This is a genomic window from Streptomyces sp. NBC_00631 (assembly GCF_045206895.1).
GTDB lineage: Bacteria > Actinomycetota > Actinomycetes > Streptomycetales > Streptomycetaceae > Streptomyces.
The window spans coordinates 3,008,823-3,031,644 of record NZ_CP107734.1 but is presented as its reverse complement, the minus strand read 5'-3'; the positions used below and the strand labels follow the sequence as shown (position 1 = coordinate 3,031,644).

At 71.6% G+C, this 22,822-nt stretch carries 18 protein-coding genes; 10 read left to right on the top strand and 8 right to left on the bottom strand.

The genetic code is table 11. The features are described from left to right. The first annotated feature begins 152 nt into the window (after nucleotides 1-152). The 4 genes from gltB (at nucleotide 153) to OHB00_RS13880 (ending at nucleotide 8,817) form a co-directional block, all read left to right on the top strand. Nucleotides 153-4,748, top strand: coding sequence for a glutamate synthase large subunit (gene gltB / locus OHB00_RS13895; protein ID WP_406434723.1), 4,596 nt, complete (start codon nucleotides 153-155; stop codon nucleotides 4,746-4,748). Then, entirely contained in the window at nucleotides 4,741-6,201 is a 1,461-nt protein-coding gene (locus OHB00_RS13890; protein ID WP_406434721.1) for a glutamate synthase subunit beta, read from the top strand. Before gltB ends, OHB00_RS13890 begins: the two co-directional genes overlap by 8 nt. 152 nt (nucleotides 6,202-6,353) lie before the next feature. After that, the gene (locus OHB00_RS13885; RefSeq protein ID WP_406434719.1) at nucleotides 6,354-7,079 is read left to right on the top strand and encodes a vWA domain-containing protein; all 726 of its coding nucleotides are present in this window, start codon (nucleotides 6,354-6,356) and stop codon (nucleotides 7,077-7,079) included. Between the two features lie 76 nt (nucleotides 7,080-7,155). Next, nucleotides 7,156-8,817, top strand: a complete 1,662-nt coding sequence (locus OHB00_RS13880) for a cytochrome bc complex cytochrome b subunit (protein WP_406434717.1) — start codon at nucleotides 7,156-7,158, stop codon at nucleotides 8,815-8,817. 108 nt (nucleotides 8,818-8,925) lie between these two features. Here OHB00_RS13880 and OHB00_RS13875 read toward each other — a convergent pair whose 3' ends face one another. Then, nucleotides 8,926-9,885, bottom strand: a complete 960-nt coding sequence (locus OHB00_RS13875) for an acyl-CoA dehydrogenase family protein (protein ID WP_406434715.1) — start codon at nucleotides 9,883-9,885, stop codon at nucleotides 8,926-8,928. A gap of 1 nt (nucleotide 9,886) precedes the next feature. Further along, the gene (locus OHB00_RS13870; RefSeq protein WP_406434713.1) at nucleotides 9,887-11,041 is read right to left on the bottom strand and encodes an acyl-CoA dehydrogenase family protein; all 1,155 of its coding nucleotides are present in this window, start codon (nucleotides 11,039-11,041) and stop codon (nucleotides 9,887-9,889) included. Nucleotides 11,042-11,079: 38 nt separating this feature from the next. Here OHB00_RS13870 and OHB00_RS13865 point away from each other — a divergent pair, with 38 nt between their 5' ends. Genes OHB00_RS13865 through OHB00_RS13855 form a run of 3 tightly spaced genes read left to right on the top strand, consistent with a single transcriptional unit; the run spans nucleotide 11,080 to nucleotide 13,682 of the window. Then, nucleotides 11,080-11,880, top strand: a complete 801-nt coding sequence (locus tag OHB00_RS13865) for an SDR family oxidoreductase (protein ID WP_406434711.1) — start codon at nucleotides 11,080-11,082, stop codon at nucleotides 11,878-11,880. A gap of 15 nt (nucleotides 11,881-11,895) precedes the next feature. Further along, entirely contained in the window at nucleotides 11,896-12,507 is a 612-nt protein-coding gene (locus tag OHB00_RS13860; RefSeq protein ID WP_406434709.1) for a TetR/AcrR family transcriptional regulator, read from the top strand. 17 nt (nucleotides 12,508-12,524) lie between these two features. Further along, nucleotides 12,525-13,682: an acetyl-CoA C-acetyltransferase gene (locus OHB00_RS13855; protein WP_406434707.1), complete on the top strand. Its 1,158-nt coding sequence runs from the start codon at nucleotides 12,525-12,527 to the stop codon at nucleotides 13,680-13,682. A 93-nt stretch (nucleotides 13,683-13,775) separates the two neighbouring features. On the opposite strand, the gene OHB00_RS13850 is transcribed toward OHB00_RS13855, so the two are convergent. The 4 genes from OHB00_RS13850 to OHB00_RS13835 all read right to left on the bottom strand — a co-directional run bounded on the left by OHB00_RS13850 (nucleotide 13,776) and on the right by OHB00_RS13835 (nucleotide 17,206). Beyond that, nucleotides 13,776-14,825 carry an NAD(P)H-dependent flavin oxidoreductase gene (locus tag OHB00_RS13850; RefSeq protein ID WP_406434705.1) on the bottom strand — a complete coding sequence of 350 codons (1,050 nt, stop codon included), beginning with the start codon at nucleotides 14,823-14,825 and terminating at the stop codon, nucleotides 13,776-13,778. Then, nucleotides 14,825-15,547 (bottom strand): CoA-transferase subunit beta, encoded by a 723-nt coding sequence (locus OHB00_RS13845; RefSeq protein WP_406445771.1) that lies wholly within the window; start codon nucleotides 15,545-15,547, stop codon nucleotides 14,825-14,827. Before OHB00_RS13845 ends, OHB00_RS13850 begins: the two co-directional genes overlap by 1 nt. Before the next feature lie 65 nt (nucleotides 15,548-15,612). Beyond that, nucleotides 15,613-16,461: a CoA transferase subunit A gene (locus OHB00_RS13840; protein WP_406434703.1), complete on the bottom strand. Its 849-nt coding sequence runs from the start codon at nucleotides 16,459-16,461 to the stop codon at nucleotides 15,613-15,615. Next, the gene (locus OHB00_RS13835) at nucleotides 16,454-17,206 is read right to left on the bottom strand and encodes an enoyl-CoA hydratase family protein (RefSeq protein ID WP_406434701.1); all 753 of its coding nucleotides are present in this window, start codon (nucleotides 17,204-17,206) and stop codon (nucleotides 16,454-16,456) included. The genes OHB00_RS13840 and OHB00_RS13835 overlap by 8 nt, the downstream gene beginning before the upstream one ends. Before the next feature lie 101 nt (nucleotides 17,207-17,307). Between OHB00_RS13835 and OHB00_RS13830 the strand changes: the two genes are divergently transcribed. After that, nucleotides 17,308-18,066, top strand: coding sequence for an SDR family oxidoreductase (locus OHB00_RS13830; protein WP_406434699.1), 759 nt, complete (start codon nucleotides 17,308-17,310; stop codon nucleotides 18,064-18,066). 1 nt (nucleotide 18,067) lies between these two features. Beyond that, nucleotides 18,068-18,973 (top strand): SDR family oxidoreductase, encoded by a 906-nt coding sequence (locus tag OHB00_RS13825; protein ID WP_406434697.1) that lies wholly within the window; start codon nucleotides 18,068-18,070, stop codon nucleotides 18,971-18,973. A gap of 28 nt (nucleotides 18,974-19,001) precedes the next feature. On the opposite strand, the gene OHB00_RS13820 is transcribed toward OHB00_RS13825, so the two are convergent. Then, nucleotides 19,002-19,892, bottom strand: a complete 891-nt coding sequence (locus tag OHB00_RS13820; protein ID WP_406434695.1) for a hypothetical protein — start codon at nucleotides 19,890-19,892, stop codon at nucleotides 19,002-19,004. A gap of 152 nt (nucleotides 19,893-20,044) precedes the next feature. Next, nucleotides 20,045-21,796: a glycoside hydrolase family 35 protein gene (locus OHB00_RS13815; protein ID WP_406434693.1), complete on the bottom strand. Its 1,752-nt coding sequence runs from the start codon at nucleotides 21,794-21,796 to the stop codon at nucleotides 20,045-20,047. A 122-nt stretch (nucleotides 21,797-21,918) separates the two neighbouring features. On the opposite strand from OHB00_RS13815, the gene OHB00_RS13810 reads away from it, so the two are divergent. Then, nucleotides 21,919-22,800 carry a helix-turn-helix domain-containing protein gene (locus tag OHB00_RS13810; protein ID WP_406445770.1) on the top strand — a complete coding sequence of 294 codons (882 nt, stop codon included), beginning with the start codon at nucleotides 21,919-21,921 and terminating at the stop codon, nucleotides 22,798-22,800. Nucleotides 22,801-22,822 lie beyond the last annotated feature (22 nt).

Genomic DNA, 22,822 nt, shown 5'->3' with positions numbered 1-22,822 from the left:
ACCCCTGCGGCGTCCGCATGTTGGAACGGTGTATCCAGTTCCCGAGAATCGCTCCATCATGTAACCTGCGTGAAATTTCGCAACAAAAACGCAGAGGGCCAGCGTCGTCCCTCGGCACCTGCTATATGCCACTGACGACGACGGGAGAGCCGATGCGTACGCCGCGCCAGCCGTCCCAGCACTCCACGAATGGCCAGAACTGGTCGTTCATGGATGCTCGCCCTGCTGCGCAGGGTATGTACGACCCCCGCAACGAGCGCGACGCCTGTGGCGTCGGCTTCGTGGCCACCCTCACCGGCGAGGCGAGCCATGCGCTGGTCGAGCAGGCGCTCACGGTTCTGCGCAACCTGGAGCACCGCGGCGCGACCGGCTCCGAGCCCGACTCGGGTGACGGCGCGGGCATCCTCTCCCAGGTGCCCGACGCCTTCTTCCGCGAGGTGGCCGGATTCGAGCTGCCGGCGGCCGGTTCGTACGCCGTCGGTATCGCCTTCCTCCCGGAGGACGGCACCGGGGACGCCGTCTCGCGGATCGAGACGATCGCGGGCGAGGAGGGCCTCACCGTCCTCGGCTGGCGCGAGGTTCCGGTCGCCCCGGGACTGCTCGGCGCCACCGCCCGCTCCACCATGCCGGCCTTCCGGCAGGTCTTCGTCACCGACCACGCCAGCGAGGGCATCGCGCTGGACCGCAAGGCGTTCGTGCTGCGCAAGCGCGCCGAGCACGAGGTGGGCGTCTACTTCCCGTCGCTGTCCGCGCGGACCATCGTCTACAAGGGCATGCTGACCACCGGCCAGCTGGAGCCCTTCTTCCCGGACCTGTCCGACCGCCGCTTCGCGTCCGCGATCGCGCTCGTGCACTCCCGGTTCTCCACGAACACCTTCCCGTCGTGGCCGCTCGCGCACCCCTACCGCTTCGTCGCCCACAACGGTGAGATCAACACCGTCAAGGGCAACCGCAACTGGATGGTCGCCCGCGAGTCGCAGCTGGTCTCCGACCTGTTCGGCCCGCAGGAGAAGCTGGACCGGGTCTTCCCGATCTGTACGCCCGACGCCTCCGACTCGGCCTCCTTCGACGAGGTGCTGGAGCTCCTGCACCTGGGCGGGCGTTCGCTGCCGCACTCCGTGCTGATGATGATCCCGGAGGCGTGGGAGAACCACGACTCCATGGACGCGGCCCGCCGCGCCTTCTACGGCTTCCACGCCACGATGATGGAACCCTGGGACGGCCCCGCCTGCGTCACCTTCACCGACGGCTCCCAGGTCGGCGCCGTTCTCGACCGCAACGGTCTGCGTCCCGGCCGCTACTGGGTCACCGACGAGGGTCTGGTCGTCCTCGGCTCCGAGGTCGGCGTCCTCGACATCGACCCCGCCAAGGTCGTCCGCAAGGGCCGCCTCCAGCCCGGCAAGATGTTCCTCGTCGACACCGTCGAGCACCGCATCATCGAGGACGACGAGATCAAGGCGAGCCTCGCCGCCGCACAGCCGTACGCGGAGTGGCTGGAGGCCGGCGAGATCGAGCTGAGCGACCTGCCCGAGCGCGAGCACATCGTGCACACCCACGCCTCGGTCACCCGCCGCCAGCAGACCTTCGGCTACACCGAGGAAGAGCTGCGCGTCATCCTCGCGCCGATGGCCAAGGCCGGCGCCGAGCCGATCGGCTCCATGGGCACCGACTCGCCCATCGCGGCGCTGTCCGAGCGGCCGCGGCTGCTCTTCGACTACTTCACCCAGCTGTTCGCGCAGGTCACCAACCCGCCGCTGGACGCCATCCGCGAGGAGCTCGTCACCTCGCTGCGCTCGTCCCTCGGGCCCGCGGGCAACCTGCTCGACCCGAACGCGGCCTCCTGCCGCTCGGTCGTGCTGCCCTTCCCGGTGATCGACAACGACGAGCTGGCCAAGCTCATCCACATCAACGCCGACGGCGACATGCCCGGCTTCAAGGCCGCGACCCTGTCCGGCCTGTACCGGGTCTCCGGCGGTGGCGAGTCGCTCGCCGCGCGGATCGACGAGATCTGCGCCGAGGCCGACGCGGCCATCGAGAACGGCGCCCGGCTGATCGTCCTGTCCGACCGGCACTCGGACGCCGAGCACGCGCCGATCCCGTCGCTGCTGCTCACCGCGGCCGTCCACCACCACCTCATCCGCACCAAGCAGCGCACCCAGGTGGGCCTGCTGGTCGAGGCCGGTGACGTCCGCGAGGTCCACCACGTCGCCCTGCTGATCGGCTTCGGCGCCGCCGCCGTCAACCCGTACCTGGCCATGGAGTCCGTCGAGGACCTGGTCCGCGCGGGCACCTTCCTGCCGGGCATGGAGTCCGAGCAGGCCATCCGCAACCTGATCTACGCCCTCGGCAAGGGCGTCCTGAAGGTCATGTCCAAGATGGGCATCTCGACGGTCGCCTCCTACCGCGGCGCCCAGGTCTTCGAGGCCGTCGGTCTCGAAGAGAACTTCGTGGAGAAGTACTTCAACGGCACCGCCTCCAAGATCGGCGGCGTCGGCATCGACGTCATCGCCAAGGAGGTCGCCGCCCGCCACGCCAAGGCCTACCCGGCCTCCGGCATCGCCCCGGCGCACCGTGCCCTCGACATAGGCGGCGAGTACCAGTGGCGCCGCGAGGGCGAGCCGCACCTGTTCGACCCGGAGACGGTCTTCCGCCTCCAGCACTCCACGCGCTCGGGCCGCTACGACATCTTCAAGAAGTACACGGACCGCGTGAACGAGCAGTCCGAGCGGCTGATGACGCTCCGCGGCCTCTTCGGCTTCAAGAGCGACCGGGAAGCCATCTCCGTCGACGAGGTCGAGCCGGTCTCCGAGATCGTCAAGCGGTTCTCGACGGGCGCCATGTCCTACGGCTCCATCTCGCGCGAGGCCCACGAGACCCTCGCCATCGCCATGAACCAGCTGGGCGGCAAGTCCAACACCGGTGAGGGCGGCGAGGACCCGGACCGCCTGTACGACCCGGCCCGCCGGTCCGCCATCAAGCAGGTCGCCTCCGGCCGCTTCGGCGTCACCTCCGAGTACCTGGTCAACGCCGACGACATCCAGATCAAGATGGCCCAGGGCGCCAAGCCCGGCGAGGGCGGCCAGCTGCCCGGCCACAAGGTCTACCCGTGGGTCGCCAAGACCCGGCACTCCACCCCGGGTGTCGGCCTGATCTCCCCGCCGCCGCACCACGACATCTACTCCATCGAGGACCTGGCCCAGCTGATCCACGACCTCAAGAACGCGAACCCGCAGGCGCGGATTCACGTGAAGCTGGTCTCGGAGGTCGGCGTCGGCACGGTCGCGGCGGGTGTGTCCAAGGCGCACGCGGACGTCGTGCTCATCTCCGGTCACGACGGTGGTACGGGTGCCTCCCCGCTGACCTCGCTGAAGCACGCGGGCGGCCCCTGGGAGCTCGGCCTCGCCGAGACCCAGCAGACCCTGCTGCTCAACGGCCTGCGCGACCGGATCGTCGTCCAGACCGACGGCCAGCTGAAGACCGGCCGTGACGTCGTCATCGCCGCACTCCTCGGCGCCGAGGAGTTCGGTTTCGCGACCGCGCCGCTCGTCGTCTCCGGCTGCATCATGATGCGCGTCTGCCACCTGGACACCTGCCCGGTCGGCGTCGCCACCCAGAACCCGGTGCTGCGCGACCGCTTCTCCGGCAAGGCCGAGTACGTGGTGAACTTCTTCAAGTTCATCGCCGAGGAGGTCCGCGAGATCCTCGCCGAGCTGGGCTTCCGCTCCATCGAGGAGGCCGTCGGCCACGCCGAGACGCTCGACGTCACCCGCGCCGTCAACCACTGGAAGGCGCAGGGCCTGGACCTGGCACCGCTCTTCCACGTGCCCGAGCTGCCCGAGGGCGCGGCGCTGCACCAGACCGTCGCGCAGGACCACGGCCTGGAGAAGGCCCTGGACAACGAGCTGATCAAGCTCGCCTCCGACGCCCTGGCCGCCTCCAGCGCCACCGACGCCCAGCCGGTGCGCGCCCAGATCAAGGTGCGCAACATCAACCGCACGGTCGGCACCATGCTCGGCCACGAGGTGACGAAGAAGTTCGGCGGCGCCGGCCTGCCCGACGACACCATCGACATCACCTTCACCGGCTCGGCCGGCCAGTCCTTCGGCGCCTTCCTGCCGCGCGGCGTCACGCTCCGCCTGGAGGGCGACGCCAACGACTACGTCGGCAAGGGGCTCTCCGGCGGCCGGGTGATCGTGCGTCCCGACCGGAACGCCGACCACCTCGCCGAGTACTCCACCATCGCGGGCAACACCATCGCGTACGGCGCGACCGGCGGCGAGCTGTTCCTGCGCGGTCGTACCGGCGAGCGGTTCTGCGTCCGCAACTCCGGCGCGCTGGTCGTCTCGGAGGGCGTGGGCGACCACGGCTGCGAGTACATGACCGGTGGTCACGCCGTGGTCCTCGGCGAGACGGGCCGCAACTTCGCGGCCGGCATGTCCGGCGGTGTCGCCTACGTGATCGACCTGAACGTCGACAACGTCAACGTCGGCAACGTCAGCGCCGTCGAGGCCCTCGACGACTCCGACAAGCAGTGGCTGCACGACGTGGTGCGCCGGCACGCCGAGGAGACCGGCTCGACGGTCGCCGAGAAGCTGCTCGCCGACTGGGACACGGCCGTGCAGCGGTTCAGCAAGATCATCCCCAGCACGTACAAGGCAGTGCTCGCCGCCAAGGACGCCGCCGAGCGAGCCGGTCTCTCCGAGACCGAGACCCACGAGAAGATGATGGAGGCGGCGATCAATGGCTGACCCGAAGGGCTTCCTGAACCACGGCCGTGAGGTCGCCAAGACCCGCCCCGTCGCCGACCGGGTCAAGGACTGGAACGAGGTCTACGTTCCCGGCTCCCTGCTGCCGATCATCAGCAAGCAGGCCAGCCGCTGCATGGACTGCGGCATCCCGTTCTGCCACAACGGCTGTCCGCTGGGGAACCTGATCCCCGAGTGGAACGACTTCGCCTACCGCGAGGACTGGACGGCCGCCTCGGAGCGGCTGCACGCGACCAACAACTTCCCGGAGTTCACCGGTCGCCTCTGCCCGGCCCCCTGCGAGTCGGCGTGCGTGCTCGGCATCAACCAGCCGGCCGTCACCATCAAGAACGTCGAGGTCTCCATCATCGACAAGGCGTGGGACGCGGGCACCGTCGCCCCGCAGGCCCCCGAGCGCCTGTCCGGCAAGACCGTCGCCGTCATCGGCTCGGGCCCCGCGGGCCTGGCCGCCGCCCAGCAGCTCACCCGGGCCGGCCACACCGTCGCCGTCTACGAGCGCGCCGACCGCATCGGCGGCCTGCTCCGCTACGGCATCCCCGAGTTCAAGATGGAGAAGCGGCACATCAACCGCCGCATCGAGCAGATGCGCGCGGAGGGCACCCGCTTCCGTACCGGTATCGAGATCGGCCGCGACCTCAAGGCGACCGACCTGAAGAAGCGGTACGACGCGGTCGTCATCGCCGCCGGCGCCACCACCGCCCGTGACCTCCCGGTCCCCGGCCGTGAGCTCAAGGGCGTCTACCAGGCGATGGAGTACCTGCCGCTGGCCAACAAGGTCCAGGAGGGCGACTACGTCACGGCCCCCATCTCGGCCGAGGGCAAGCACGTCATCGTGATCGGCGGCGGCGACACCGGCGCGGACTGTGTGGGCACCGCCCACCGCCAGGGCGCGGCCTCGGTCACCCAGCTGGAGATCATGCCCCGCCCGGGCGAGGACCGCGCGCCGCACCAGCCGTGGCCGACGTTCCCGATGCTCTACAAGGTCACCTCGGCGCACGAGGAGGGCGGTGAGCGCGTCTACTCCGTCTCCACCACCCACTTCGAGGGCGACGAGGACGGCAACGTCCAGTGGCTGCACCTCACCGAGGTGGAGTTCATCGACGGCAGGCTGACCCCCAAGCCGGGCACCGAGCGCAGGATCCCGGCCCAGCTGGTCACCCTGGCCATGGGCTTCACCGGCACCGACCGGGTCAACGGCCTGGTCGAGCAGTTCGGCCTCGAACTGGACGAGCGCGGCAACGTCGCCCGCGACGCCGACTTCCAGACCAACGTCCCCGGCGTCTTCGTCGCCGGTGACGCGGGCCGCGGCCAGTCCCTGATCGTCTGGGCGATCGCCGAGGGCCGCTCGGCGGCCAAGGGCGTCGACCGCTTCCTCACCGGTGTCAGCGAACTCCCGGCCCCGATCCGCCCGACGGACCGCTCGCTGATGGTCTGAGTCACCCCCTGAGAACGTCCCGTACAACGGCGTACGGAACACTGACGGCGCCTGCCCCACAGTCCCCGACCGGACGACTGGGCAGGCGCCGCCGCATGTTCGCCGATCAAGTAATGTCGGCCTCCTGACCATGGGTGGAGGGGGAGCAGGCGATGGCCGCGATCAGTCTCAGCAAGGTGGAGCAGACCGCGCCCGCGCTCGTCGGCGCCTACCGCTCCGCCGGGATCTCCCTCACCAAACACGGACTCGACGGACTCCGCGCCGCGGTCTACCTGGTCGTCGACCACTCCGGCTCGATGAAGCCGTACTACGCGGACGGCAGCGTGCAGGCGCTGGCCGACCGGGTGCTCGGCCTCTCCGCGCACCTGGACGACGACGGCCGGGTGCCCGTCGTCTTCTTCTCCACCGACATCGACGCGGTCACCGACATCGAACTCGCCGAACACACGGGCCGCATCGAGAAGATCGCGGCCGGGCTCGGCCACATGGGCAAGACCAGCTACCACCTGGCGATGGACGCCGTCATCGACCACTACCTCGACAGCGGCGCCACCGATCCCGCCCTGGTCGTCTTCCAGACCGACGGCGGCCCGATCAACAAGCTCGCCGCGGAACGCTACCTGTGCAAGGCGGCCAGGCTTCCGCTGTTCTGGCAGTTCGTCGGCTTCGGCGACCCGCACAGCAGACAGTTCGACTTCCTGCGCAAACTCGACGAACTGGCGGTGCCGGGGAAGCGGGCGGTGGACAACGCGGGCTTCTTCCACGCCGGTTCGGACCCCCGGAAGGTGCCGGACGGCGAGCTGTACGACCGTCTCGTCGGCGAGTTCCCGCAGTGGCTGGCGGCCGCACGGGCGGCGGGCATCGTCGGGGCGGGCTGAGTTTACGCGGCCCCGTTGGCTGTAGCGCTCCGGCGTGCCACCCTGAGGGGTGATCCGGCGGGGAGGCGGGCGACGTATGGACGACGGCGCACGAACGGTGAACGGGCAGGCACGGGTGGGGAGTTCCGCGGACCGGGCGGAGCCGCCCGGCAAGGGCGAGAAGCTCGCGGACTGGGCCGACGGGCGGCTCGGGATCTACGCCCTGGCCAAGGCGAACATGCGCAAGGTGTTCCCGGACCACTGGTCCTTCATGCTGGGCGAGATCTGTCTCTACAGCTTTCTCATCCTGATCCTCACGGGCATCTACCTCACCCTGTTCTTCGAGCCCAGCGGCGCCGAGGTGGTCTACCACGGCACCTACCAGCCGCTGAACGGCATCATCATGACCAAGGCGTACGAGTCGACGCTGCACATCAGCTTCGACGTGCGCGGCGGCCTGCTGATCCGGCAGATCCACCACTGGGCGGCGCTGGTCTTCGTCGCCGGCATGGTCGTCCACATGATGCGGGTGTTCTTCACCGGAGCCTTCCGCAAGCCCCGCGAGATCAACTGGCTGTTCGGCTGGACCCTGCTGTTCCTGGCCATCCTCACCGGCCTGACCGGCTACTCGCTCCCCGACGACCTGCTCTCCGGCACCGGCGTCCGGTTCGCCGACGGCGCGATCCTGTCCATCCCGATCGTCGGCTCGTACCTCTCGATGTTCCTGTTCGGCGGGGAGTTCCCGGGCCACGACATCATCTCGCGGTTCTTCCCGATCCACGTGCTGCTGCTGCCCGGGATCATGCTGGGACTGGTCGTCGCCCATCTGATCCTGGTCTTCTACCACAAGCACACCCAGTACCCGGCGCCCGGACGGGACCAGAAGAGCGTGGTCGGCATGCCCTTCCTGCCGGTCTACATGGCGAAGGCCGGCGGCTTCTTCTTCCTCGTCTTCGGCATCCTCGCGTTCATCGGCGCCATCGCCACCATCAACCCGGTGTGGGCCTTCGGCCCCTACCGTCCCGACCTGGTGACCACCGGCGCCCAGCCCGACTGGTACCTCGGCTTCTCCGAGGGGCTCATCCGCGTCATGCCGGGCTGGGAGATCAACGTCTGGGGCCACACCCTGGAACTGGGCGTCTTCATCCCCTTCTCGCTCTTCCCGCTCTTCCTCCTGGCCATCGGGATCTACCCGTTCATCGAGGCGTGGATCACCGGCGACAGACGCGAGCACCACATCCTCGACCGCCCGCGCAACGTCCCCGTCCGCACCGCCCTCGGCGTGGCCTGGCTCAGCCTCTACTTCGTCCTCCTGATCGGCGGCGGCAACGACGTCGTCGCCACCCATCTGCATCTCTCCATCAACTCGATCACCTGGTTCGTCCGGATCTCCGTCTTCGTCGTCCCCGTCCTCGCCTTCATCGTCACCAAACGGATCTGCCTCGGCCTGCAGCGCCAGGACCGCGACAAGGTCCTGCACGGCAGGGAGACCGGCCTCATCAAGCTGCTTCCGCACGGCGAGTACATCGAGGTCCACGAACCTCTCAGCCAGGACCGCCTGTTCGTCCTGACCCAGCACGAACAGAACCCGCCGTACGAGATCGGACCGGCCGAGGACGCGAACGGGGTACGGCGCAAGGTCACCGTCTCCCAGCGGGTACGGGCGAGCCTGGCCAAGGGCATGTTCGGCCCGGACACCCACATCCCGAAGCCGACGCAGGAGGAGTACCGGGAGATCACGAGCGGGGATCACCATTAGTCACCCCGAGGGTCAACGCCCCTTCTTCCAGGCTTTCAGGGGGGCGGGGCTGTTCTCGATATGCGGCTGCCGCCGCGTGGGCGCGACAAGCCTCCACCGGCCCGCAGCCTAACGACGACCGAGAACCACCCCTCTGCACTCTTCCGGCGTTCCCCAAGCAGCCCGCAGGGCCCGTGCCTTGGTCAGCCACAGGGACAGGTCGTACTCGGCGGTGTAACCGATCGCCCCGTGCAGCTGCAGCGCGGCCCGCGCCGCGGCATACGCCGCCTCGCACGCGCCGAGCTTCGCCGCCGCCACGTCCGCCGGAGCCATGGTCACCGCCGCCCCGAACACCATCGGCCGCGCGAACTCCAACGCGATCTTCACGTCGGCCAGCCGATGCCTGACCGCCTGGAACGACCCCACGGGCACGCCGAACTGAGTCCGCTGCCTGACGTACGCCACCGTTCTGTCGAGCAGGGCAAGCCCCACCCCCAGCGCCTGCGCGGCCGTCGCCAGCCGGGCCCAGGCCTGTGCTTTCGCCCACGGCGGCTCCGCGCTGATCAGCTCACCGACCGGGAAGAGCGGGGTGAGCCGGCGGGCGGGGTCCATGGACGGTCGTACCGCCCCGGCGCCGGGAGACAGGCGCAGGCCCTCCGGTGTGGCCGCCAGCCGCACATCGGCCGCGTCCCCGTCCAGCGCGAAGCCGTACCCGTGGCTCTCGGACGCCACCGTGGCCATCGTCTCTCCCGACGCGATCCCCGGCAGGAACCGCTTGGCGAGGCCTTCGCCGTCATCGAGCAGCACCGCCGCCGCCACTGTCTCCGCCACCGGCCCCGGTACCGCGTGCCGCCCCAACTCGATGAAGGCGACGGCGAGTTCGACGGGTCGACGGCCCGCCCCGCCGTACTCCTCCGGCACCGCCAGCCCGAACACCCCCGCCTGCGCGACACGACCCCACAGCGCCCGGCCGCTCGCCCGCTCGCCACGGCTCCAGTCCCGTACCACCGCCGGTGTGTCCGCTGCCGTCAGCAGCGCCCGCAGCGCGCCGGCGAAGTCCCGCTGCTCGGTGTCGAGGAGGAAACGCATGTCAGCGGCGTCCCTTCGGCAGGCCGAGCAGCCGCTCGGCGATGATGTCGCGCTGGATCTCGTTGGTGCCCGCGTAGATCGGACCGGCCAGGGAGAAGACGTAGCCCTCGGACCACGAGGTGTCCGCCAGCTCGCCGTCCGCGCCGAGCAGATCGAGCGCCGTCTCGTGCAGCCCCAGGTCCAGCTCGGACCAGAACACCTTGTTCAGGCTGGACTCCGGGCCGAGCGACTCGCCGTCCAGGACGCGGGCGGCGGCCGCGTAGGTGAACAGCTGATACGCGCGGGCGCCGACGACGGCGTCGGCCACCCGGGCCGCGGCGGACTCCGGACCGCCCCGGGCCTGCCAGAGGTCCCGCAGCCGGTCGGCGGCGGCCAGGAACCGCCCCGGTGACCGCAGCGTCAGCCCCCGCTCGTTCCCCGCCGTCGACATCGCGATCCGCCAGCCCTGGCCCGGTTCGCCGATCACGTCCTCGTCGGGCACGAACACCTCGTCCAGGAACAGCTCCGCGAAGGCCGGTTTCCCGTCGAGGCGGCCGATCGGGCGCACGGTCACTCCCGGCGCGCGCAGGTCGAACATCAGGTAGGTGAGCCCCTGGTGCGGCTTGGGCGGGTGCGGCTCGCTGCGGAACAGGCCGAACGCGCGGTCCGCGAAGGCCGCCCGTGACGACCAGGTCTTCTGGCCGCCGAGCAGCCAGCCGCCGTCCGTCCGCACCGCCCTGGAGGTGAGGGAGGCGAGGTCGGAGCCGGCCCCGGGCTCGGACCACGCCTGCGCCCAGACCACCTCCCCGGTGGCCATCGACGGCAGCACCCGCGCACGCTGCTCCTCGGTCCCGTGCTCGAACAGGGTCGGCGCGAGCAGGCTGACGCCGTTCTGGCCGACCCGGCCGGGCGCGCCCGCCGCCCAGTACTCCTCCTCGAACACCAGCCACCGCAGCAGCCCCGCGGCCCGGCCGCCGTACTCCTCGGGCCAGGACACCACCGACCAGCGGTCCGCGGCCAGTTCGCCCTCCCAGGCGCGGTGCGCCGCGAAGCCCTCCGCCGTCTCCAGGGAGGGGAGCGGGCGGCGCGGCACATGCGCCCGGAGCCAGGCGCGGACCTCGGCGCGGAACTCCTCGTCCGCCGTGCTGTGGGTCAGGTCCACGGTCGCCGTCACCATCCTTCCCTAACAAGTGTTTGGTAGGTTAGCGTGGGCCCATGACAGGCGTCGAGAGTCCGGAGTACGTGCCCGGGCACGGGCTGCTTGAGGGGCGCACCGCCGTCGTCACCGCCGCGGCCGGGGCGGGGATCGGCGGGGCGACCGCGCGCCGCTTCCTGGAGGAGGGCGCACGCGTGCTGATCAGCGACGCGCACGCGCGGCGGCTGAAGGAGTACGAGGCCGAACTGGCCGGCCTCCATCCGGGGGCCGTGACCGCCCTGCCCTGCGACGTCACCGACGAGGCCCAGGTGCAGACCCTGTTCGACACCGCCGTGCGAACGCACGGCAGGCTGGACATCGTCGTCAACAACGCCGGTCTCGGCGGGACCTCGGACCTGGTGGACATGGGTGACGACCAGTGGTCGCGGGTGCTCGACGTCACCCTCAACGGAACCTTCCGGTGCGTGCGCGCCGCCCTGCGGCTCTTCCGTGAGCTCTTCCGCGAGACCGGGCAGGGCGGGGTGATCGTCAACAACTCCTCCGTCGTCGGCTGGCGGGCGCAGGCCGGACAGGCCCACTACGCCGCCGCCAAGGCCGGGGTGATGGCGCTGACCCGCTGCGCGGCGGTCGAGGCGGCCGCCTACGGCGTGCGGGTCAACGCCGTGGCACCGAGCCTCGCCATGCACCCGCACCTGGTGAAGGTGACCTCCGCAGAGCTGCTGGAGGAGCTCACCGCCCGGGAGGCCTTCGGCCGATACGCCGAGCCGTGGGAGGTGGCCAACGCCATCGTCTTCCTGGCGTCCGGCTACTCCTCCTACCTCACCGGAGAGGTCGTCTCCGTCAGCAGCCAGCACCCGTAGGACGAGAATGTACCCGTGCCGACCAAGAAGAAGCCCCAGGTGACCGCGGCCCCCGCCCGGCGCCGCGAACTCCTCGAAACCGCCGCCGAGGTCTTCGCCGAGCAGGGCTACAACGCCACCACCGTACGCAAGATCGCGGACCACGCGGGCATGCTCGCCGGCAGCCTCTACTACCACTTCGACTCCAAGGAATCGATGCTGGAGGAGATCCTGCGGACCTTCCTCGACGAGCTCTGGGGCGGCTACGACACCGTCCTGGACGCCGGGCTCGGTCCTCGCGAGACCCTCGAAGCCCTGGTCACCGAGTCCTTCCGGGAGATCGACCGGCACCGTGCCGCCGTCGCCATCTACCAGAAGGAGAGCAAGCAGCTGGTCGCGCAGGAGCGGTTCGGCTTCCTCGCCGAGTCGCAGCGCAGATTCGAGAAGGCGTGGCTGTCGACGCTGGAGCGCGGGGTCGCCGCGCGCGTCTTCCGCGCCGACCTCGACGTCCGCCTCACCTACCGGTTCGTGCGCGACACCGTGTGGGTCGCCGCCTCCTGGTACCGGCCCGGCGGGCAGCACAGCCCGGAGGAGATCGCCCGGCAGTACCTGTCGATGGTGCTGGACGGGATCGCCGTACGCACGTGACCCATTGGGGAGTTGCCATGGCCGAGGCCTACATCGTCGAAGCGGTCCGGACGCCCGTCGGGCGGCGCGGGGGAGGACTGAGCGCGGTCCACCCGGCCGACCTGGGCGCGCATGTGCTCAGGGAACTGGTCGCGCGGGCCGGGGTGGACCCGGCCGCCGTCGAGGACGTCGTCTTCGGCTGCCTCGACGCGGTGGGGCCGCAGGCCGGTGACATCGCCCGCACCTGCTGGCTGGCCGCCGGGCTGCCCGAGGAGGTGCCGGGTGTCACCGTCGACCGCCAGTGCGGATCCTCGCAGCAGGCCGTGCACTTCGCCGCCCAGGCCGTGCTCTCCGGGACCCAGGACCTGGTGGTCGCCGGCGGCGTCCAGAACATGTCCCAGATACCCATCGCCTTCGCGTCCCGCCAGGCCGCCGAGCCCCTGGGGCTGACCGACGGCCCCTTCCTGGGCAGCGAGGGCTGGCGGGCCCGGTACGGCACCCGGCCCGTCAACCAGTTCGCCGGCGCCGAGATGATCGCCGCCAAGTGGGGCATCAGCCGGCAGGACCAGGAGGAGTTCGCCCTGCGCTCCCACCGGCGGGCCCTGAGCGCCATCGACGAGGGCCGCTTCGAACGGGAGACGGTCCCCTACGGGCCGGTCGCCGTGGACGAGGGGCCGCGCCGGGACACCTCCCTGGAGAAGATGGCCGCCCTGAAGCCGGTCCTCGACGCCGGCACCATCACCGCCGCCTGCTCCTCCCAGGTCTCCGACGGCGCGGCCGCCCTGCTCCTCGCCTCCGAACGCGCGGTCCGCGAGCACGGGTTGCGCCCCCGCGCCCGCGTCCACCACCTCTCCGTCCGCGGCGAGGACCCCATCCGGATGCTCTCCGCCCCGATCCCGGCCACCGCCCACGCCCTGAAGAAGACCGGCCTCACCATCGACGCCATCGACCTCGTCGAGATCAACGAGGCCTTCGCCCCGGTCGTCCTCGCCTGGCTCAAGGAGACCGGCGCCGATCCCGCGAAGGTCAACGTCAACGGCGGCGCGATAGCCCTCGGCCACCCCCTCGGCGCGACCGGCGTCAAACTGATGACGACCCTCCTCCACGAACTGGAACGCACCGGGGGCCGCTTCGGCCTCCAGACCATGTGCGAGGGCGGAGGGCAGGCGAACGTGACGATCATCGAGCGGCTGTGAACGGAGCGGACAAGGGGTGGCCGTCGGGGATGGTGCCCCTGCGCGAGGGCGGGGGACAGGCGAACGTGACGCTCTTCGAGCGGGTCTGAGACCTCAGCGGAGAGCTGTGAGCCGTTCCTGGGCCTCCGTCGCCTCCTTGATGATCCGCTCCACCAGCTCCGCGCACGACGGCAGGTCGTCGATCACCCCCGCGACCTGCCCGGACGCCATGACCCCGAGATCCGTGCGGCCGTCCACCATCGCCGATCTGAGCAGCATCGGCGTGTTCGCGGCGAGCAGGACCTGACTCCAGGTCAGGTCCTTGCCGTGCCGCAGGGCCAGGCCGTCCTGAACCATCTGCCGCCAGGTGAGCCCGGACAGCTTCCGGAACCCCGCCGCCCGTCGTACCGCGTGCAGCAGACTCCGGGCCCGGCCCGAGCGCTCCAGCGCGGCCACCAGATCGGTCCGCAGCATCCGGTGCGGCAGCCCGTCGACCGCCCGGGTGACCGTGACGTCCCTGACCGTCGCCGCCAGATACCTCGCCTTCACCGCGTCCGGCACCGTCGAGTCCGAGGTGAGCAGGAACCGCGTGCCCATCGCGACCCCCGCCGCCCCGTACGCCAGCGCCGCCACCAGCCCCCGGCCGTCGAAGAAGCCCCCGGCGGCCACCACCGGTATCCGCACCGCGTCCACCACCTGCGGCAGCAGCACACTCGTGGCGACCTCCCCGGTGTGCCCGCCGCCCTCACCGCCCTGCACGATCACCGCGTCCGCACCCCACGCCGCCACCTTCTCGGCGTGCCGCCGCGCCCCGACGGACGGGATCACCACCACCCCCGCCTCCTTCAGCTCGGCGATCAGCCCGGGGGAGGGGGCGAGCGCGAAGGACGCCACCCGCACACCGCCCTCGACGATCAGCCGGACCCGGTCGCCGGCGTCGGCCGCGTCCGCCCGCAGGTTCACCCCGAAGGGAGCGTCCGTGCGACACCGCACCTCGGCTATCGCGGCCCGCAGCTGGTCGAGGGTCATCGTGGCGGAGGCCAGGATGCCGAGGGCTCCGGCGTTGGCCGCGGCCGAGACCAGGCGGGGGCCCGCCACCCAGCCCATGCCCGTCTGCACGATCGGGTGCCGGATCCCGGCCAGCCGGGTCAGCGCGGTCTCCATCAGCCCGCGACCTCCCTGGTCCGGGCGCCGCCCGGATCGAGCACCTCACGGATCAGCCGCAGCTCCTCCCCGGTGGGCTCCCTGGTGTACGGCACCTCCTCCGGCACGGTCAGCTCGAAGTCCGTCGCCTCCCGGACCCGGTCCACGCTCACCCCGGGGTGCAGCGCCGCCAGCCGCATCGAGCGGTCCGGGGTCTCGAAGTCGAGGACGGCCAGGTCGGTGACGACCCTCGGGATGCGGTGGAAACGCTCCGCGCCCGGGTGCGCGGCGACCCGGTCGTACCCCACCCCGCACACCATGTCCACCTTCGGCACGAACACCCGCCGGGAGTGCTTCGGGATCCAGTAACTCGTCGGGTTGTTCAGTGTGTTGAGGGACGCGCCCCGTACACCCAGCAGCTGGCGCCGGGGGCGGGACCAGTCGCCGACGCAGGAGATGTTCTGGTTGCCGTACCGGTCGAGCTGGCTCGCGCCCATCATCACGTGCCGGCGTCCGCCGGAGACCAGGGCCAGGTGCTGCCGGTAGGGCAGCCAGCCCTCGGGCGTCCCGTCCGGGCGGACCAGGGTGGCCTCGCCGTCGGTCAGCAGCAGGTCCGGCGCGAAGGTCAGCCGGGCCAGGCGGGCGCCGAGGGAGGGGATCAGGCCCATCGGGCTCGCCAGGATCTCACCCGAGCCCCGCCAGGCCTCGGCGCAGGCGATGACGCAGTACTCGGAGCGCAGCACCTGCGTGTGCGGTACCTCCGTGTCCGGTACCTCGGTGTGCGGTGCGTCTGTGCGCGGTGTGTCCGTCACCCCTGCCCCTCCTGCCAGTTCCGCACGGCCGACCGGTACGCCTGCTCGTCCCCGGGCAGGAACCGCTCGGCGAACTCCGCCCACGGCGTCGTCGCGTACAGCCGCTGGAAGCCCTCGTCCCGCCCGTAGTCGGGCGCGCACGACGTGAAGTGCGCGCCGCCCGGCGCCTCCACCACCCCCGTCACGTTCAGCCGCTTCACGAGCAGCGACTGCACAGCCGCGTCCTTCGTCAGCTCGGCCGTGTCCACGATCCGTTCGCAGGAGACGTAGGCCGCGTCCGCCGCCTCGCAGAACAGGTCGTCGAAGTACGGGTCCGGGCCCAGGTACTGTCCGTTGCCCAGCCGGTCCGCGCGGTTGACGTGCACCAGGGCCGCGTCCAGACGCAGGGCCGGCATCGCCACGAACGTCTCCCCGTCGTCGTACGGCGAAGTGACCGTCCGCAGGGCGGGGTTGACCCGCATGACGTCCGAGCCGATCCCGGCGCGCACCGGCAGGAAGGGCAGCCGGTTCGCCGCCGCGTGCAGGCCCCACATGAACATGCCCTCGTCGATCTCCATCAGCTCGAACGCGCCGCGTTCGCGTGCCGCGCGGTAGTGCGGTTCGAGCGGGACGGAGTCGAGGGTGACGAAGGCCGTCACCAGCTTGCGCACCCGGCCGGCCGCGACCAGCATCCCGACGTCCGGGCCGCCGTACGAGACCAGGGTCAGATCGTCGATTCCGCTCCGGAGCACGGCTCTGACCAGGGACATCGGCTTGCGCCGTGAACCCCAGCCGCCGATTCCGAGGGTCATGCCACTGGCCAGCCGGGCGACGGCCTCGTCGGCGGTCATCGTCTTGTCAGTCACTCCCAGCGCCCTCCTTCCCGAAGGTGTCGCGGACCCGGTCGGCCACCCCGCTGAGGGCGGCCTCGAAGGTGAAGCCCTGTTCGAAGCGGTAGCTGCGCCGCACGTCGACGGGGTCGATGCCGTTGATGGCGGCCTTGGCCAGGCGCAGCAGCCGGCCGTCCTTGGCGGCTATCTCCCGGGCCAGCTCCAGTGCCGCGGAGAGCAGTTCCTCGCGCGGGACGACCCGCCACACCGACCCGTGCGCGTGCAGCTCGGCAGCGGTCACCGTGCGCGAGGTGTAGTACAGCGTCCGCATCAGATGCGGCGGGACCAGGCGGGCCAGGTGGGTGGCCGCGCCGAGGGCGCCCCGGTCCAGCTCGGGCAGCCCGAAGACGGCGTCCTCGCTGGCCACGATCGCGTCGGCGTTGCCCACCAGGCCTATGCCGCCGCCCAGGCAGAAGCCGTGCACCGCCGCCACCACGGGTGTCTCGCACTCGTGGACCGCCGCGAAGGCCTCCGCACAGCCCCGGTTGACGCCGAGCAGTGCCTCGTTCCCCTCCGCCTGGATCTCCTTGATGTCCACGCCCGCGTTGAACCCCCTGCCCAGTGCGGTCAGCACGACGCACCGGGTCTCGGGGTCGTGGCCCGCCGCGCGCACGGCCTGGGCCAGCGTGAACCAGCCGCGCACCGGCAGCGCGTTCACCGGCGGATGGTCGACCGTGACGAGCGCGATTCCCTTTTCCGGACGCGAGGTGGAGACACCCATGGACGCATCAGCTACCTTCGCAGTCAGCTGCCTTTCCACCAAACATTTGTTAGGTGTGAGGCTTCGAAGCTAGCAGTCGGTGCGGACAAGCGGGAGGCCCTGTGGACAACTCGCCGAGCGGCCGGACGGTCGTCGTCACCGGCGGTACCAGAGGTGTGGGCGCGGGGATCGCCCGGGCCTTCGCCGCGACCGGCGCCCAGGTCCTGGCCTGTGCCCGCCGGCCCCCCGAACAACCCCTCGACGGCGTCGAGTTCGTCCCCCTGGACCTGCGCGACCCGCCCGCCGTGCGCACCTTCTTCGACGCCCTGCCCCGGGTCGACGTGCTCGTCAACAACGCGGGCGGCACCCCCTACCGGCGGCTCGCCGACGCGGACCCCGAGCGGCACGCCCGGGTGATCGAGCTGAACCTCCTCACCCCGCTGACCGCCTCCCTCTCCGCGTACGAGCACCTCCGGCGGGCCCGGGGGGCGGTGGTGATGATCAGCAGCGTCAGCGGCGGCCGTCCCTCGCCGGGCTCCGCCGCCTACGGGGCGGCCAAGGCGGGGCTGGAGCACCTCGCCCGGTCCATGGCGGTGGAGTGGGCGCCCGAGGTCCGGGTCAACACGCTCGTGGTCGGCATGGTCCGCACCGAGCTGGCCCACCTCCACTACGGCGGCCCGGACGGCATCGACGCCGTCGCCCGCACCGTGCCGCTCGGCCGTCTCGCCGCTCCGTCCGACGTCGGCGCCGCCGCCGTCTTCCTCGCCTCCGACGCGGCCGCCTACATCAGCGGGGCGAGCCTGCTCGTGCACGGGGGCGGGGAGCGGCCCGCCTTCCTGGACGCGGCAGATGTCAACAGGCCGTCCGACAAGGAGGAATGACATGAGCGGAATCTGCGCGGGCCGGGTCGTGGCCGTCACCGGTGCCGGGCGCGGGCTCGGCCGGGCCCACGCGCTCGCGTTCGCCGCCGAGGGCGCCCGGGTGGTCGTCAACGACCTCGGCGTCGGCCTGGACGGCGGGCCGGGGAAGGAGAGCCCGGCGGGGGCTGTCGTCGCCGAGATCCGGGCGGCCGGCGGCGAGGCGGTGGCGCACGGCGGCGACATCGCGACGGACGCCGGTGCCGAGTCCCTGGTGGCGGCGGCCCTGGACGCCTACGGCCGCCTCGACACCCTCGTCAACAACGCCGGTTTCCTGCGCGACCGCATGCTCGTCAACCTCGGAGAGGACGACTGGGACGCGGTCATGCGGGTGCATCTCAAGGGCCACTTCCTGCCGCTGCGGCACGCGGCCGCGCACTGGCGGGCCGAGGCCAGGGCGGGCCGCACCCCGGCCGCCCGCGTCGTCAACACCAGCAGCGGCGCGGGCCTGCTGGGCTCGGTCGGGCAGGGCAACTACAGTGCCGCCAAGGCCGGCATCATCGGTCTCACCCTGGTCGCGGCCGCCGAACTGGCCCGCTACGGCATCCAGGTCAACGCCATCGCCCCGGCCGCCCGCACCCGGATGACCGAGCGCGCCTTCGCCGAGACCATGGCCGCCCCCGACACCGGCTTCGACGCCATGGCCCCCGAGAACGTCTCCCCGCTCGTGGTCTGGCTGGGCTCCGCCGGGAGCGCCGGGGTCACCGGGCGGGTGTTCGAGACGGAGGGCGGCCGGATCACCGTCATGGAGGGCTGGCGGCCGGGTCCGACCGCCGACAAGGGCGCCCGCCGGACCCCGGCCGAGGCGGGGGAGGCGGCCCTGAAGCTGCTGGCCGAGGCGGCGGCGCCGGGCGCGGTGTACGGGGCGTGAGCGGGCGGTGAGCGGCTGCGCGGACTAGCTAGGTGTCGCAGTCCAGCACCGTCCGGCACAGCGAGCACCGGGCCCGGACCCGGCCCCGCACCGGCACCCTGATCCGCTGGTGGCAGGTCGGGCACGGGAACGAGACCCGCAGACGGCCACCGCTGTCGGGGGTGAAGGCATAGGAGGCGCCGGGCAGCGCGGGCGGCGCGGCGGGGGCGTGACGGCGGTCGCGGGCGTAGCGGCGGCGGCCCGCCCAGCCCGCCGCGGTCAGCGGCGGCTGCTCCTCGTCCTGGCGGGCCCTCGCCATGCCCTTCTGGTACGCCGTGTAGGCCTGCGGGCTGGTGAACCACACCGAGGGATCCTCGTGGAAGACGAGGGAGCGCTTGGCCAGCACGTAACCGAACTCCTCCGGTGTGAGGTAGCCGAGCTTCTGGGACGCCTCGCCGTGCTCCCGGTAGGCGTCCAGGAGCAGCCAGCCGGCCCCGAGGTAGGTGGTCGCCGTGTCCGTGAGGATCTCGTTCTCCCGGATGCTCGGGAAGGACAGGTCCAGGCGGTGCAGGTACACGTGCATCACCTCGTGGGCGAGGGCCGCGCCGATGTCCCTCCGATGGGTGCGGAAGCGGTCGTTCAGCTCGACGAAGTACTCGGGGCCTGCGGTGAGTTCGACGTTGGCCGCGTGGGTCATGTCCTTGAAGCCGACGACCATGCGGGCGTCGGGCAGCCGGAAGTGCCGGACCAGCTCGCGGGCGACGCGCTGCGACCCGAGGTGGAGGTCGTCGGTGTCGCAGAACGCGACGTCGGCGGGGAGCACGCTGGTGGCGAAGGTCTGGACGGTGTCGTACGACAGGCGCCGGTACAACGCCGTGATGGCGGCCCGCACGGTGTCCAGGTGCGGGTAGCCGTGTTCCACCGGGCCGCCGTTCGCCACGTCCCTTACCCCCACAGACGCCGCCAGAGCTTCTTTCACAGTATGCGGGGGATGGGCGAAAATGGGGGCGGAAGGCTGTGCGGACACCGCGGGCCGGTGGGGCCGATCGCGCCCACACGGCGGCAGCCGCACATCGATACCGTCCCGCGCCCCTAGAGGGGCGCCAGCCGTACCGTCGCCTGATTCGATTCCTGGAGCTCCAGGACCCACACCTCGTTCTCGCCCTCCTTCAGGACCGGACCCGGCACGTACAGCGACTGCTGCGGGCCCGTCGACCAGTAGCGGCCCAGGTTGAAGCCGTTGATCCAGACGAAGCCCCTCGTCCAGCCCGGCAGCTCCAGCCGGGCGTCCCCGGCACCACGCACCGTCACCGTCCCCCGGTACAGGCCCGGTGCGCCCTCTTCCGGCAGCGGGCCGAAGGGCACCGCGGCCACACCCCCCTCGAACGCGTCCAGATCGAGCCCACGCGCGCGTACCCCGTGCAGGAACTGGCGCTCGTGCAGGAGGCCTCCGGTGACGCCCTTCGGCTCGCCGGAGCGGGGGCCGTAGTTGACGCGGCCCAGGGACTCCACCCAGAGCTCCACGTGCGCGGGACCGGCGATCGGCTTCTTGAGCTGGGGTTCCTCCTCGGTGAGGACCCCGGCCCGCTCGCCGTCGACGTACACGACCGCGAGGTCGCGCAGGCCCCGCGCGGTGAGCGGGTACGGCTGGCGCGGTCCCGGCACGTCCACCTCGTAGCGGACCAGGCCCCGCGCGATGTCCAGCTCCTCGAAGGTGGGCGGGACCGGGTGGACGCGTTCGGCGCCGCCGAGGGCGTCCAGGACGCCGGTGAGGGAGGCCCAGGCGGTCACCTCCACGTCCGTCGGCGAAGCCAACGAGGCCGGCGTCGGCGGCAGTTCGGGCAGCGGACCGTCGTGGTACCCCGCGAGCACCTCGCGGAAGCGCCAGAACTTCTCCGTGGGGCGGCCGTACTCGTCGATCGGCGCGTCGTAGTCGTACGACGTCACGTCCGCCTCCAGCGGGCCCTCGTGCAGCTCGCCGCCGGGGCGGTTGGCTCCCGCCCAGCCGGCGAAGTTGGTGCCGCCGTGCGCCATGTAGACGTTGACCGACGCCCCGCACTCCAGGATCTCCCGCAGCGCCGCCGCCGCGTCCTCGGCGTCCCGTACGACGTGCTCGCCGCCCCAGTGGTCGAACCAGCCGCACCAGAACTCCATGCACATCAGCGGGCCGTGCGGCTGGTGACGGCGCAGCGTCTCGAAGGCCACGCGCGCGTGCGAGCCGAAGTTCGCCGTCGCGAGCAGCCCCGGGACCGAGCCGCCGGTGAGCATGTGGTCCTCGGGACCGTCCGAGGTGACCAGCGGCACCGTGACACCCTCGGCCCGCAGCAGGTCGGTGAGATGAGCCAGGTAGACGGCGTCCGAGCCGTAGCTGCCGTACTCGTTCTCGACCTGCACCATGATCACCGGGCCGCCCCGGTCCAGCTGCCGGGACACGATCTCGGGCAGCAGCCGGCGGAACCAGCGGTCCACGTACCGCAGAAAACGCTCGTCACGCGTGCGTGCCCGCGCGCCCAGCTCGCCCGTCACCCAGTGCGGCAGCCCGCCGTTCTCCCACTCCGCGCAGATGTACGGCCCCGGCCGCACGATCGCCCACAGGCCCGCCTCCCGCGCCGCGTCCAGGAACCGGCCGAGCGCCCGGACGTCCCGGAAGCCGCCGGACCGCGGCTCGTGCAGGTTCCACGGGACGTACGTCTCCACGCAGTTCAGGCCCATGGCCCGCAGCAGCGCCAGTCTGTGACCCCACTGCTCCTCGTGCACCCGGAAGTAGTGCAGCGCGCCGGACAGCAGCCGTACCGGCCGGCCGTCCAGCAGGAAATCCGTTTCGCCCACCGTGAAGTCGCTCATACGCTCACCTTGGCCTGCTGGCATGCGCCGAGACCATGGACAAAGATCAGCAGCACTTGGACGGAAGAGACGCACGGAAGGGGCGCGCAGTGCCGCACGGAGCGCCGGTCTTCCGCACCTGGATGCGGTTCTTCACGCCCGGCGCCGTCCACCACCGCCTCGGCCTGGTCTGCCTCGGTGTCGGCCTCCAGCACGGCGCGGTGCCCGCCGTCGGCCCGCGCGTGCTGGACGGACACGTCGCCGTGGTGATCAGCTCGGGCCGGGGCTGGTACCGGACGCCCGACGGGCGCCGCACCACCGTCACCGCCCCCGCCCTGGTGTGGCTCAAGCCCGGCGTCCCGCACCACTACGGACCCGACCCGGACAGCGGCTGGGACGAGGCCTTCGTGACCTTCACCGGCCCCGACATCACGACCTACACGGAACTCGGCTACATCGAGCCCGAGCGGCCCGTGGTGCCCCTCTCGGACGCCACCGGCCCCCGCGACGTCATCGCCCGCATCGCCCGGGCCGCCCGCCAGGGCAACCCCCTCCTGGAGGTCGAGACCGGCGCCGCCGTGCACGAGCTCCTGGTCGCCCTGCGTCGCGCGCGTGCCGACCTCGCCCCGGACGGCGACCCGGTGCTGCACGCGCTCGCGCGGGACGCCTGCACCGGGATGACCGTCGCCGACCACGCGGCCCGGCACGGCATGACCCCGGCCGAGCTGCGCACCGCCGTCCGCCGGGTCGCCGGATGCAGCCCCAAGGACTATCTGATCGGCATCCGGCTCGGCCGCGCCCAGGAACTCCTCGCCACCACCGAACTGTCCGTCGCCGCCGTCGCCCGCCGCGTCGGCTACGACGATCCGGCCTACTTCTCCCGCCTGTTCACCCGCCGGGTGGGCACGGCTCCCGTGCGTTTCCGCGCCCAGCAGAGCCGGGCCGTGCCCGACGACTGGAACGAGGGCCTTCAGCCGGACGGCGAACCGGGTCCGCCGGTGGCCGAACCCGCCCACGGCCCATAGGGATCCCCCGCCGCCCCCCTTA

Coding starts and splice junctions, on each gene's coding strand:
- OHB00_RS13855 (WP_406434707.1), top strand. CDS start 12,525: ATGGCCGAGGCCTACATCGTCGAAGCGGTCCGGACGCCCGTCGGGCGG.
- OHB00_RS13810 (WP_406445770.1), top strand. CDS start 21,919: ATGCGGTTCTTCACGCCCGGCGCCGTCCACCACCGCCTCGGCCTGGTC.
- OHB00_RS13885 (WP_406434719.1), top strand. CDS start 6,354: ATGGCCGCGATCAGTCTCAGCAAGGTGGAGCAGACCGCGCCCGCGCTC.
- OHB00_RS13870 (WP_406434713.1), bottom strand. CDS start 11,041: ATGGTGACGGCGACCGTGGACCTGACCCACAGCACGGCGGACGAGGAG.
- OHB00_RS13890 (WP_406434721.1), top strand. CDS start 4,741: ATGGCTGACCCGAAGGGCTTCCTGAACCACGGCCGTGAGGTCGCCAAG.
- OHB00_RS13865 (WP_406434711.1), top strand. CDS start 11,080: ATGACAGGCGTCGAGAGTCCGGAGTACGTGCCCGGGCACGGGCTGCTT.
- OHB00_RS13880 (WP_406434717.1), top strand. CDS start 7,156: ATGGACGACGGCGCACGAACGGTGAACGGGCAGGCACGGGTGGGGAGT.
- gltB (WP_406434723.1), top strand. CDS start 153: ATGCGTACGCCGCGCCAGCCGTCCCAGCACTCCACGAATGGCCAGAAC.
- OHB00_RS13835 (WP_406434701.1), bottom strand. CDS start 17,206: ATGGGTGTCTCCACCTCGCGTCCGGAAAAGGGAATCGCGCTCGTCACG.
- OHB00_RS13875 (WP_406434715.1), bottom strand. CDS start 9,885: ATGCGTTTCCTCCTCGACACCGAGCAGCGGGACTTCGCCGGCGCGCTG.
- OHB00_RS13815 (WP_406434693.1), bottom strand. CDS start 21,796: ATGAGCGACTTCACGGTGGGCGAAACGGATTTCCTGCTGGACGGCCGG.
- OHB00_RS13825 (WP_406434697.1), top strand. CDS start 18,068: ATGAGCGGAATCTGCGCGGGCCGGGTCGTGGCCGTCACCGGTGCCGGG.
- OHB00_RS13850 (WP_406434705.1), bottom strand. CDS start 14,825: ATGGAGACCGCGCTGACCCGGCTGGCCGGGATCCGGCACCCGATCGTG.